10 protein-coding genes are annotated in these 12,277 nt (G+C 72.4%); 1 reads left to right on the forward strand and 9 read right to left on the reverse strand.

Annotated elements, in window-relative coordinates; all coding sequences use genetic code 11:
- From VF825_RS14775 to VF825_RS14815, 9 genes are all read right to left on the reverse strand, one after another.
- On the reverse strand, nucleotides 1–656 hold a 656-nt coding region (locus tag VF825_RS14775), incomplete at its 3' end, for a BadF/BadG/BcrA/BcrD ATPase family protein (protein ID WP_331114635.1).
- A gap of 4 nt (nucleotides 657–660) precedes the next feature.
- Entirely contained in the window at nucleotides 661–1,560 is a 900-nt protein-coding gene (locus VF825_RS14780) for a carbohydrate ABC transporter permease (RefSeq protein ID WP_331114637.1), read from the reverse strand.
- Nucleotides 1,557–2,456: a sugar ABC transporter permease gene (locus VF825_RS14785; RefSeq protein WP_331114639.1), complete on the reverse strand. Its 900-nt coding sequence runs from the start codon at nucleotides 2,454–2,456 to the stop codon at nucleotides 1,557–1,559. Before VF825_RS14785 ends, VF825_RS14780 begins: the two co-directional genes overlap by 4 nt.
- A 10-nt stretch (nucleotides 2,457–2,466) precedes the next feature.
- The gene (locus VF825_RS14790) at nucleotides 2,467–3,738 is read right to left on the reverse strand and encodes an extracellular solute-binding protein (protein ID WP_331114641.1); all 1,272 of its coding nucleotides are present in this window, start codon (nucleotides 3,736–3,738) and stop codon (nucleotides 2,467–2,469) included.
- Complete coding sequence (locus tag VF825_RS14795) at nucleotides 3,735–4,700, reverse strand: N-acetylmuramic acid 6-phosphate etherase (RefSeq protein ID WP_331114643.1); 966 nt, start codon at nucleotides 4,698–4,700, stop codon at nucleotides 3,735–3,737. Before VF825_RS14795 ends, VF825_RS14790 begins: the two co-directional genes overlap by 4 nt.
- A 41-nt stretch (nucleotides 4,701–4,741) precedes the next feature.
- Complete coding sequence (locus VF825_RS14800; protein WP_331114645.1) at nucleotides 4,742–5,644, reverse strand: MurR/RpiR family transcriptional regulator; 903 nt, start codon at nucleotides 5,642–5,644, stop codon at nucleotides 4,742–4,744.
- A 16-nt stretch (nucleotides 5,645–5,660) separates the two neighbouring features.
- Nucleotides 5,661–7,442 carry a serine hydrolase gene (locus tag VF825_RS14805; RefSeq protein WP_331114647.1) on the reverse strand — a complete coding sequence of 594 codons (1,782 nt, stop codon included), beginning with the start codon at nucleotides 7,440–7,442 and terminating at the stop codon, nucleotides 5,661–5,663.
- Nucleotides 7,443–7,449: 7 nt separating this feature from the next.
- A complete protein-coding gene (locus VF825_RS14810; protein ID WP_331114649.1) occupies nucleotides 7,450–8,775 on the reverse strand; it encodes a DUF1343 domain-containing protein in 1,326 nt (441 codons plus the stop codon).
- A 30-nt stretch (nucleotides 8,776–8,805) separates the two neighbouring features.
- Nucleotides 8,806–10,608, reverse strand: coding sequence for a glycoside hydrolase family 3 protein (locus VF825_RS14815; RefSeq protein WP_331114651.1), 1,803 nt, complete (start codon nucleotides 10,606–10,608; stop codon nucleotides 8,806–8,808).
- A 219-nt stretch (nucleotides 10,609–10,827) separates the two neighbouring features.
- Between VF825_RS14815 and VF825_RS14820 the strand changes: the two genes are divergently transcribed.
- A partial coding sequence (locus tag VF825_RS14820; RefSeq protein WP_331114653.1) for a DUF222 domain-containing protein occupies nucleotides 10,828–12,277 on the forward strand: 1,450 nt, incomplete at its 3' end.

The raw sequence follows: 12,277 nt of genomic DNA on the forward strand, positions 1-12,277 counted from the left end.
GCCGCCGCCGGGTCCGTGGGCGCCAGCGCGCCGACCACCGGGGCCAGCGCCGCCAGCTCCGCCGGCGCGCTGGAGCTGGTCATGACCGCCCGCGGCCAGGTGTAGGGGTCCCCCCACAGGTCGGTCACCGCCCCGAGCAGGGCGGCCGAGCCGTCGTCGAGGCCGTCACGGTGGCGCAGCGCGGCCTGCAGCCCCTGCAGCCCGATCCACGCCCCCGAGCCCCGGTCCCCCAGCACGTGCCCCCAGCCGTCGCCGCGGTGCCACACCCCGTCGAAGTCGGTGGCCAGCATGACCGCGCCGGTGCCGGCCGCCAGCACCGCGCCGGGCCGGACCTCCCCCAGGGCCCCGACGAGGCTCGCCACCGCGTCGCTGGTGACGACCACGCGGCGGGCAGCGACCGCCGACGCGACGTGCTTGAGCACGTCGGCAGGATCCGCCAGCGTCGTCAGGCCCCGCATGGACCAGACCACCACGTCGGGCGCGCAGGGGAGCTGCGCGGCATACGCGGACAGGACGGGCAGCAGCGCGGGGACGTCGATGCCACCCGGGCCGATGTGCGCCCCGTCGGCGAGCACCCTTGCGCCGCGGGCGGATCCGTTCGCCCAGGCGACGCGCATCCCGGAGCCGCCGACGTCGACGCCGAGGACGACGGTCACGAGGTCACTTGCTCATGCCGGCGGTGAGCCCGGCGACGATCTGCTTGGTGGCGACGAGGAAGAGCAGGATCAGCGGCACGGTCGCGATGACGAGCCCGGCGAACAGCGCCGACCAGTTGGTGGAGTACTCGCCGAAGAAGCTGGTGAGGCCGACCGGCACGGTGTACTTCTCGCGGGAGCGCAGCAGCACCAGCGGGAAGAGGAAGTCGTTCCAGATCGGCACGAAGCGGAAGACGACGACGGTCGCGACCGCCGGCTTGACCAGCGGCACCATGATCCGCACGAACGTCTGCCACGTGTTGGCGCCGTCGATGGTCGCGGCCTCCTCCAGCTCGGGCGGCAGCTGGCGGAAGAACGTGGTGAGCACGAAGACCGAGAACGGCACCCCGGCGGCGGCGTAGACCAGCATCAGCCCGAACCGGGAGTCGACCAGGCGCATGCCGTCGAGCAGGTAGAACACCGGCAGGATCGCCAGGTGGATCGGCAGCATCAGCCCGCTGACGAACACCGACTCCAGCACCGAGAAGATCCGCGAGCGGGTCCGGGCCAGGGCGTAGGCGGCCATCGTCGAGACCGCCGTGGACAGCACCACCGCGCCGACCGTGACGAGCAGCGAGTTGAGGAAGTAGTCGCCGAAGTGTCCCTCGGTCCAGGCGACCTTGTAGCTGTCGACCGACGGCGGCCACGGCACCGACAGCGGCTTGTTGTAGAGGTCGGCGGTGGTGCGGAAGGAGTTGAGCACCATCAGGACCAGCGGCACCAGCGCGCCGACGGCGTAGGCCCACAGCGCGACGCTGCCGACCAGGCCGCCGACCGGGCGCGGCTTGCGCCCGCGCGGCGACGGTGCCGGTATGCCGGTGGGCCGGCTCGCGCGGTCGGTGCCCGGGACGAGGGTGGTGGTCATCCGGCGATCCGCTCCTCGGTGCGACGCAGGACCCGCGTCGCGATGACGGCACCGCCGAAGATGACGGCGAACAGCAACGTGGCCATCGCCGAGGACACCCCGATCGCGTTGGTCGAGCCGTTCTCGAAGGCGGTGCGGTAGAACAGCAGCGACATGAAGTCCGTTGCGCCCGCTGGGTTTCCGGTCGACCCGCCGAGGGCGTAGGGCAGCGCGAACGCCTCCATGGCGAAGATGAAGGTCAGCACGCTGACCGTGCCGATCGCCGGCACCAGCAGCGGGAAGACGATCGAGCGGAACGTCTGCCAGTGGCTGGCGCCGTCGACCCGCGCGGCTTCGGACAGCTCCTCCGGCACACCACCCAGGGCGGCGCCATAGAGCAGGACGGGGAAGCCGACCCACTGCCAGGCGCTCACGAGGATGACCACCCACAGCGCGGTGCCGGGGTCACCCAGCCACGGCACCGCCAGGCTGCCCAGGCCGACCTGCCGGAGCAGGGCGTTGACCGGGCCGAACGTCGGCGACAGCAGCAGCGTCCACAGGTAGCCGATGACGATCGGGCTGACCAGGTAGGGCATCGCGTAGAGGGTCTGCAGCGCCCGCCGGGTCCGGGGCCGGCGGTGCAGCAGGACGGCGATGCCCAGCCCGAGGGTGTTCTGCACGACCATCGTCCCGGCGAAGAACGCCAGGTTGTGGCCGAAGGCCCGCGGCAGCTGGCTCCTGAACGGCTCCTGGGTGAAGAGCGCATGGAAGTTGTCCAGTCCCGCGAAGCCCCCACGCGCCGTGCCCTGCCACGAGAAGAACGCGTAGCTGAGGGCGGACGCCATCGGGTAGAGCACGAAGATCCCGAAGAGGATCAGCGCGGGGGCGACGAAGAACAGGCCGCTGCGGCGGGTCATGCGCTCACTCTCAGGGCTGGGGCTTGAACCACTGGGAGACGCCGGTCTGCAGGTCCTTGCTGACCGCGGCGGCGTCCTTCTTGCCGAGCAGCAGCTCCTGGACGCCGGTGCCGAGCAGGTCGGTGCCGGTGGGCGTCCCGTAGCGGAAGTCGGTCAGCAGCAGGTACGGCGAGGGGTTCTTGGCGTAGGCGTCGGCCATCTGCTTGAGCAGCGGGTCGTTGTAGGTCACGCCGGGCACGGCGGAGAGCTGCTTGACCTTGTCGGCGACGAGCTGGCCGAACTCCTTGGTGGACATCCACTTCACCAGGTCGAGGCTGGCCTTCTGCGCGTCGGACTTCGCCGAGACACCGAAGGAGCCGTCGGCGTAGCCGGGCGTGCTCGGGGTCGACTCCGCCGGACCGGGCACCTGGAAGACGCCCAGCTTCAGGCCCGGGTTCTGCTTCTGGAAGAAGCCGAGCTCGAAGGAGCCACCGGGGAACATCGCGGCCTTGCCCGAGGTGAACAGGACCTGGGCGTCGGTGTAGGCCACGCCGACCGCGCTGTCCGGCAGGTAGGGCTTGAGGTCGCTGATCGCCTTGACCGAGGACACCCACGCCGGGTCGGTGAAGGTCTTCTGCCCGGACATCACGGCCTTCTCGAAGCTCGCGCCGCCGAAGGTCGAGGCGCCGACGACCTCGTGCACGATCGGCAGGGTCCAGGAGTCCTTGGCCCCGACCGCCATCGGCGTCACGCCGGAGGCCTTGAGCTTCTTGTTGAGGTCGATGAACTCGGCCCACGTGGTCGGCGGCTTCACGCCGGCCTTGGTGAAGAGGTCCTGGTTGTAGAACATCTGCAGGGTCTGTTTGGCCAGCGGCACGGCATACGTCTTGCCGTCCTTGCCCTGGGCGCTCTTGACGACGTTGGCGTCCCAGCCGGACAGGTCGACCTTGCCGTCCAGCGGCACGAGGCTGCCGGCGGCGACGGTCGGCTGGAGCTGGCCGTAGGAGCGGACCTGCGCGACGTCCGGGCCTCCGGAGCCGGCCAGGCCGGTGGTGAGGATCTGGTTGTACTCGGTGTTCTTGAACGCCTTGAAGTCCACCTTCACGCCGGGGTGGGACTTCTCGTAGACGGCGAAGATGTCGTTGTACGCCGCGACGTCCTCGGTCCGCCACGACCACACCGAGATGGTGGTGTCGCCCCCGGAGCCCGAGCCGCCGGTCGAGGAGCTCGAGGGCGCGCACGCCGAGAGCGCCAGCGCGCCCGCAACCATCGCGACCGCGGCCCAGCCACGTCGGTTCGTCATTGCCATTGCCCTGTCTCCTGTTCGTGTGCCTGCGCAGTGTGCTGGACGGCCCGCAAGGCTGCGGCAACCGACCCGTGGTGTGTCTCGATCGCCTCGCGCGCCCCCTCGACCGGTATGCCGGCCAGCAGGCTCACGAGCGCGGGCTTGAGCTGGCCCCCAGCCGCCACGAGGGCGGACCGGGCGGAGGCCTCGTCGGCGCCGCTGGCCTCGCACAGGATGCGGACCACCCGCCCACGGAGCTTGGCGTTGGTCGCGACGACGTCGACCATGAGGTTGGACCAGGTGCGGCCCAGGCGGACCATGACCGCCGTCGAGAAGCTGTTGAGGACCAGCTTCTGGGCCGTGCCGGCCTTGAGCCGGGTGGAGCCGGTGATGACCTCGGGGCCGGTGTCGGGGGCCAGCAGGTGGTCGGCCAGCCCGGCCAGCTCGGCCTGGGGGTTGGCGGTCACGAGCACGGTGAGCGCGCCGCGGGCGCGGGCGGTCTCGAGCGCTCCCCTGACGAAGGGGGTGCGGCCGGAGGCGGTCAGCCCGACCGCGACGTCACCGGAGGTCAGCTCCGACGCCTCCCGGGCCCCGAGCGCGGCGTCGTCCTCGACGTTCTCCACCGCGCGCAGCAGGGCCTCCGGGCCGCCGGCATGGTGGGCCACGAACAGGCCCTCGGGGGCGTTGAACGTCGGCAGCAGCTCGGCGGCGTCGAGGACGGCCAGGCGGCCGGAGGTGCCGGCGCCGAAGTAGTGCACCGCCCCGCCGGAGCGGAGCCGGGTGACGGCCGCGTCGACGGCGCGGGCCAGCTCGGGCAGGACGTCGGCCACGGCCGGGGCCACACGCGCGTCCTCGGCGTTGATCGTGCGCAGCAGCTCCAGCGTGCTCATCGCATCGATCGTGTGGGTGCCCGGATGACGCTCCTCGGTCGGAGCCGTCACCGAGACCTCGGGAGCTCCGGCCACCGCGTCGTTGATCACGACCCGGAGGTTACTTTCTCACCAACAGCGCGTCAACGGTGTCAATGACTTTCGAGATGGTGTCCCGAGACGGCGCTGCGGGTGGACCGCACGGCCTTGAGCGCGTCGGGCAGGTTCCGCTGCGCCACGGCGATGTAGAGGCAGTCCACGACGGTCAGCGCGGCGATGCGGCTGGCGGTGGCGCCCGAGCGCAGCGAGGTCTCCCGGGCGGCGGTGGTCAGGACCAGGTCGGCGGCCCTGGCCAGCGGGGAGTACGGGAAGTTGGTGATGGCCACGGTCGTCGCGCCGCGGGACTTGGCCAGCTCCAGGGCCTCCAGGGTCTCGCGGGTCGTGCCGCTGTGCGAGACGCCCACGGCGACGTCGCCCTCCTGCAGCAGGGCCGCGCTGGTCAGGGCGATGTGCGGGTCGCTCCAGGCGAACGCCACCACGCCGATGCGGTGCAGCTTCTGCTGGAGGTCGGCGGCGACGACCCCGCTGGCACCTGAGCCGCACACGTCCACCCGCCGGGCCGCGGCGATGCGCCGGGCGGCCTCGGTGAGGGTCGCGCGGTCGAGCTGGTCGGCGGTCTCCTCCACGGCGCTGGCGTCGGCAAAGGCGATCTTGCGGATGACGTCGTCGACGGAGTCCTCGGCGCTGATGTCGCTCTTGGGTGCCGCGACGGTGCGTGGCTGGGCCGACTCCTCGGCCAGGGCCAGGCGCAGCTGCGGGTAGCCGGGGAGCCCCAGGCGCTTGCAGAAGCGCAGGACGGTGGTCTCCGACGTCTCGGCCGCGGCCGCGAGCTCGCTGATGGTCAGCGCGGCCGCCGCCCGGGCGTCGGCCAGGACCCGTTCGGCGACACGGTCCTCCGCGGGCGACAGCGTCGGACGCACGGCGCGCAGGCGCACCAGCAGGGACGTCGCCCCGGTCGGGTTCGCCACGGGTTGGGGGTCCGGAGTGGAGGTCACGACTTGACCCTACGACCTACCGGCTCACCACGGACCAGCCTTGTGCAACAAGCGCATCGGGCTGGCGCTCGGAGTCCAGCAGCACTCCCCGGCCGCCCACGACCCGGACCCCGTCGACGAAGACCCCGCGACCGGCATACAGGGCATCGGTCGTGTAACGCCACCGCACCTGGACCGGCCCGGCCGGCACCTCGGCCGCGGCCTGGACCCACCGGCGGGTGCCGCTGGTGGCGACCGTGCCGTCGGTGCTGCGGACCTCACCCCGGTCCCGCACCGTGAACGGGAGGGGGGTCCACGTCTGTCCGCCGTCGGCGCTGGACTCCAGGGTCAGCGGGTCCGTCTCCTCGGTGTCGACGAAGAGGTCGAACGAGAGCCGGGAGGGCCCGGCGTCGGCCAGGACAGGCGTGGTCAGCGTCGACGTCGCGGCGTCGGCGGTGCCGCTCCACCACTCGGTCCGCCCGTGCCGGGGCTCGACGCCCAGGGAGAGCGCCAGGCCCTGCGCGATCTCCCGGCGGGCGGGGTTGTTGCTGCCCCAGCTCCGGGTCGGGTGGACCCGGTTGGTCAGCAGGATCGCGAAGGAGCGCGACATGAAGTCGATGACGATCGAGGTGCCGGTGAAGCCGGTGTGCCCGGCGGTGGTCGGGCTGGACAGGCCGGACATGTACCAGCGCTGGTCGAGCTCGAAGCCCAGTCCGTGCGAGTCACCGGGGAAGGCCTGGTTCAGGTTGGTGGTCATCTGGCGCACGCTGTCCTCGCCCAGGACGCGGTGGCCGCGGTAGGTGCCGCCGTTGAGGAGCGCCTGGGCCAGGACCGCCAGGTCGTGCGCGGTGGAGAACACCCCCGCGTGGCCTGCGACGCCGCCGAGGGACCAGGCATTCTCGTCGTGGACCTCGCCCTGCACCATCCCGCGCGGCGGGCTGGCCTCGAACTCGGTGGCGGCGGCGCGCTGTCTGTCCGCCGGGTTGTAGCCCGTGTCGGTCATGCCCAGCGGGCCGGTGACCCTCTCGCGCAGCACCTGGTCCAGGCCCTGACCGGTCTGCTGCTCGACGAGGACCCCCAGCGTGATGAGGTTGAGGTCGGAGTACAGGTAGGTCGTGCCGGGCGCGTGGGTGGGCCTGGCGTCCATCACCATCTGGATCCGGGAGGCCTTGTCGGGGCGGGCGCTCCACAGCGGGAGCCAGCCCGGCAGGCCGGAGGTGTGCGTCAGCAACTGGCGCACCGTGATGGCGCCCTTGCCGTTGGCGGCGAACGCCGGCAGGTAGGTCGCGACCGGGGCGTCGAGGTCGATCGCGCCGCGCTCGACCTGCTGCATCACCATGATCGAGGTGAACAGCTTGGACACCGAGGCCAGGTCGAACAGGGTGTCCTCGCGCATCGGCTGCCACTGGTCGCGGGGCAGCTCGGTGCCCCGCGCGTCGGCGTAGCGCAACGCCCAGCCGCTCGCCTCGGTGCGCACGACGGCCGCGTCATGGCCCACGAGGGCGACCGCCCCGGCATACAGCGGGTGGGTGGAGCCGCTCGGCTCCTCCCATCCCCGGATCCGGGCGAAGCTGGCGTCGAGGGGTGCGGGGTCCATGCCGAGCTGCTCCGGGGTGCGCTGGCGCAGCACCGTGCCGGCGGGGGCGAACCCCGTGAAGGGCGCGTCGTACCGGCCGCTGCGGCGGGTGTCGTCGTGGGACGCCGCTGCCGGGGTGGAAGCGGACTTCGCGGCGGAGGCGGTCGCCGGGGTGGTCGCCATGACCGAGCAGCCAACCACGAGGGCGAGCAGGCCGGCCCCCAGGGGGCGTCGTGAGGTCACCGCCGGCTCACGCCCCGGGGTAGAGCAGGTAGGGCTGACGGGCGCGCTCGAACGCAGCGAGCTCCTGCGCCCAGGCTCCGGTCACCTCGTCGGCGGAGGCGCCCGCGCTGACCATGTCGCGCAGGCGGGTCGAGCCGGTGATCTTGTCGATCCAGTACGGCCGGGCCGGGTCGTAGCCGTCGTAGCGCCACCCGAACTGGGGGTAGAGCGCCTTGGCCGCGACGAGCATCTCGACGCCCACCCGCAGGGGGTCGAACCGGCGCGGGTCGGTGACCTCGACCTGCACCCCGCCGCAGACGGTGTTGACGAACTTGTTGAAGGTCGGGGTGAAGTAGGCCTCGCGGAAGGCGGTGCCGGGCAGGTCGAGCGCGCTGAGCCGCTCGGCCCAGCGGTAGTCCGCCCACGGCGCGCCGATGAGCTCGAACGGGCGGGTCGTGCCGCGCCCCTCGGACAGCAGGGTGCCCTCGAACATGCCCATGCCCGGGTAGACCAGGGCGGTGTCGGGCGTCGGCATGTTGGGGCTGGGCATGACCCAGGGGAGCCCGGTCCCGGCATACGGCACGTCGCGGCGCCAGCCGCGGACGGCGACGACGGTGAGCTCCGCGAGGCGACCCCCTGCGTCCTCCTGGAGGAACTCACCGTCGAAGAACCGGGCCAGCTCGCCGACGGACATGCCATGCGCCTGGACGATCTCCTTGAGCCCGACGCCGCTCTCCCACGGCTTCGTCATCATCGGGCCGCGGGCCGTGCCGCCGACCGGGTTGGGCCGGTCGAGGACGACGAAGCGGGCCCCGGTCGCGACGGCGGCGCGCATCGCCGTGTACATGGTCCAGATGTAGGTGTAGAAGCGGGCGCCGACGTCCTGGATGTCGAAGACGACGGTCTCGACCCGGGCGGTGCGGAACATCCCGGCGAGCTTGTCGGCGGAGGCGCCGTACGCGTCGTAGACGGTCACCCCGGTGCGCGGGTCGGTGCTGGTGCCCTCGCTCGACCCCGCCTGGGCGGTGCCGCGGAAGCCGTGCTCCGGGCCGAACACCGCGACCACGTTGACGGCGCCGGAGCCGACCATCTCGTCGACGATGCTGCGCCGGTCGCGCAGGATCCCCGTCGGGTTGGTGATGATGCCGACCCGCTGGCCGCGCAGCTCCGACCAGCCGTCGCGGGCCTGGCGCTCGGCGCCGGTGGTGACGGTGCCCGGTCCGAGGCCGATGCGGCCCGAGTCCTCGTCGCTGCGGGTGTCGCCGGCGGCGCGCGCGGCGGTGGCGGACAGGGGCAGCGCGGCCAGCCCGAGCCCGGCGGCGCCGAGCAGCCGGCGGCGGTTGATCTCGCTCATGGTGGAGACGTCCTCGTGGTCGGTGGGTCGTCAGTAGGTGAGGCCGTGGCCGAAGGGGTAGAGGACCCTCTGCGGGTCACCCTTGGCCGGGATGTCGACGGGGAGCTTGCCGCTGGGGGCGACCTCGCCGGTGATGACCCGCACCGCGGACTCGATCGCGACCGGGCTGTAGGAGTAGGTCGCCAGGTAGGTCTTCACGCCCGGCAGGTACGCGATGTCGTACGGGTCGCGGACCGCGACGACGATCACCGGCTTGCCGGTGGCGAGCAGCTGCTGGACGAGCCGCTGCTGGCCGGCCTTGGGGTCGGTGACCGTGGTGTCCCAGGCCTTCATCGTGGTGACGACGACGGCGTCCTTGTCGGCGGCCGCGGCCACTGCGGAGGCGATCGCCGCGTCGCTGGGGGCGCTGCCGGTCTGGACGGTCTGGGTCGTCGCGCCCCGCCTGGCCAGCCCGTCGGCCAGCGTCTGCGTGGTGCCCACCCCGTAGCCGGTGACGAGCACCTTCTTGCCGCCCGCTGCATACGGCAGGGTCTTGTCGTCGTTGGCGACCAGGGTGCCGGTGCGGTCGGTGATGGCGTTCGCGGTGGCGAGGTGCTCGGGTGTGCCGACGACGCCGGAGACCTTGGCGGGGTCGGTCCAGGAGTGGGCGAAGACGCCGCGCTTCCACTTCAGCGTGAGGATCCGGCCGACGCTCTCGTCGAGTCGCTTCTGGCTGATCCGGCCGGAGCGCACCGCACCCAGGACCGCGTTGTAGGCGTCGTCCATCGCCGGCGCCATGAGCAGCTGGTCGGCCCCGGCGAGGATCGCCCGGACGGCCACCTCCGCGTCGCCGTACTTGTCGCGAACCCCCTGCATGGCGAGGGAGTCGGTCGTGATGACGCCTCGGTAGTGGAGCTCGTCGCGCAGGATGCCGGTGAGGATCGGCTTGCTCAGCGTCGCCGGGTCGCCCGAGGGGTCGAGCGCCGGCACGAGCAGGTGCGCGGTCATGATCTCGTCGACCCCCGCCTTGATCGCGGCCTGGAACGGCGGCGCATCCACGGTCTCCCACTGCTGGCGGGTGTGGGTGATGACCGGCAGGCCGGTGTGGCTGTCGGTGGCGGTGTCGCCGTGGCCCGGGAAGTGCTTTGCGGTGGCCGAGATGCCCCCGTCCTCCTGGTAGCCCTTCACCTGCGCGGTGACCATCTGCGAGACGAGGTCCGTGTGCGAGGAGAAGGAGCGCGTGCCGATCACCGGGTTGAGCGGGTTGACGTTGACGTCGGCGTCCGGGGCGTAGTCCGTGGTGATACCCATGGCCTTGAGCTCCTGGCCGGTGATCGCGGCGGCGGTGCGCGCGTCGTCGGTGGAGCGCCCGGCGCCGAGCGCCATGGACCCCGGGAACTGCGTGGCCGGTGGGCCGATCCGGGTGACGACGCCCTGCTCCTGGTCGGTGCCGATGAGCAGCGGGATGTGGGCGCCGCTCTCCCGCGCCGCCTGCTGGAGCCCGTTGGACAGGCCGGTGATCTGCTGCGGGTTCTTCACGCTGTCGGTCCAGGCGAAGTAGATGACGCCGCCGAGGTGGTACTTCTTCACCACCTCGGCCGGGCTGGCCACGCCGTAGAGCGGGATGTTGCGCGAGTCGGGCGTGGTCGCGTCGGAGCCGTAGACGTTCTGGACGAAGAGCTGACCGACCTTCTCCTCCAACGACATCCGGCTCAGAGCCTGTTGCAGCGGGCCGCGGGGGCCGTGCTCCTCACGGGCCTGGGCGGGAGCCACCGAAGCGGCCGCAAGGGTGAGGCCGAGACCGCCGGCAAGCGCCGCGGAGACGAGCCGTCGGGACGGGAAGGACTGCGGCATGACGCCTCCGGGATGTCAACGATTCACCGACTATGCATTCGTTTCGGAAGTTACTCACGTCACAGAATCGGGGTCAACGGTCGGCGGGCAGCCCTGACCAAGCCTTTAACCTCACCTCCCTGCAGCCTCTCCGTATGCCGCGTACGCACCAGGCGGCCATCACGCCTCCGCCGTGGATGAACTGCGAGGCCTGTCGGTGGTCGAATGTATGTTCGAACCATGCATCAGGGGGATCGTCGTCAGGGGGCCGCGGCCAGCGGCTCCGGTAGCGTGCCCGCCGCGGGGGGAGAGCGCCGACCCGGTCTGGTTGAGGTCGATCCGGGCGCTGACCTGACTTTGGCGCAGCGGCGGGAGCTGGTGCAGGCGGTGACCGCGGCGCTGGCCGGGGTGGAGGGGGTGCTGCACCAGGGGGTGGGTGCCGAGCTGGGCCCGTTCTTCGCCGAGCTGGACGCGCTGCGGCGGGGGTGTGAGGCCGGGCAGGTCGCGACCCTGGCCGAGGCGCTGGAGCGCGGGGAGGTGTCCTCCGCCACGTGTGCGTCGGCGGCGGGGTGGGTGCTGGAGTGGGCGCCGTCCTACCGCTGCGGCGGTGCCGCGGACCTGGTCAAGGTCGCCCAGGCGTGCCTCGGGCGCCCGGTCGGGGCCGGGGCGGTGCAGGTGCTGGACCACGGGTCGGTGCAGCGGCTGCGTTCGTGCGTGCTGTCCGGGCGGGTCGGGGTCCGCGGCGCGGCGGTGGCGTTGGCGGAGCTGGCCAAGCTGGGCCCCCGACTGACGCGGGAGGCGGTGGGCACGGTGTGGGCGGGGTTCCTCGCCGTAGCTGAAGAGTCAGGGCCGAAGGAGATCCGGGGGTTGCGGGAGCGGATCATCGCCACCTACGGGCGCCAGGATGAGTTCCAGGTCCGCCAGGACCGGCTCCGGCACGGGGTGTCCCTGTCCCCGGGCCGCGGTGATGACGGGATGGTGGAGTACCTGCTGCGGCTGGACCCCGAGGGCGCCAGCGTGCTGGAGGCCGCGATCGGGCCGCTGTCCGCACCGAACCCGGTCGACGGGGTCGCCGACCTGCGCAGCAGCGACCAGCGCCGGGGTGACGCCCTGGTGCAGGTGCTGCGCCGGTCGGCCGCGGCGGGTGGGGACGCCCCGGCCCAGACCAAGGCGCAGCTCTTCGTGACGATGAACTACGAGGACCTCAGGGACGCCTGCGGGTCCGGCACCGTGCTGGGCACCGGGACGACGCCGGGCGACGGGACCCTGCTGGCGCCGGAGACGGTGCGCCGGATCGCCTGCGACGCCACCCTCATCCCGGTCGTGCTCGGCACCCAGGGGCGAGGTGCTGGACCTCGGGCGCAGCCGGCGCCTGTTCACCCCGGCCCAGCTGCGGTACCTGTGGCTGCGGGACGGCGGCTGCACCATCCCCGGGTGCAACGCGCCGCCGTGGTGGTGCGACGGGCACCACGTCACCCACTGGGCCAACGGCGGGGCCACCGACGTGGCCAACGCGGCGCTGGTGTGCGGGCGGCACCACACGATCGTCCACCAGCGCGGCTGGACCGCGACCGTCACCGGCACCGGGGTCACCTGGCACACCTGAGCCCCCCGCCCCGCACCCGGCCCGCGACGGCCGGGCATGTGGCATGCCCGGGGTCGGCGTCAGCGAGCAGAAGGTCAGGGCGTC

The sequence above is a fragment of the Oryzihumus sp. genome (assembly GCF_036391795.1).
Classification (GTDB): Bacteria; Actinomycetota; Actinomycetes; order Actinomycetales; family Dermatophilaceae; genus Oryzihumus.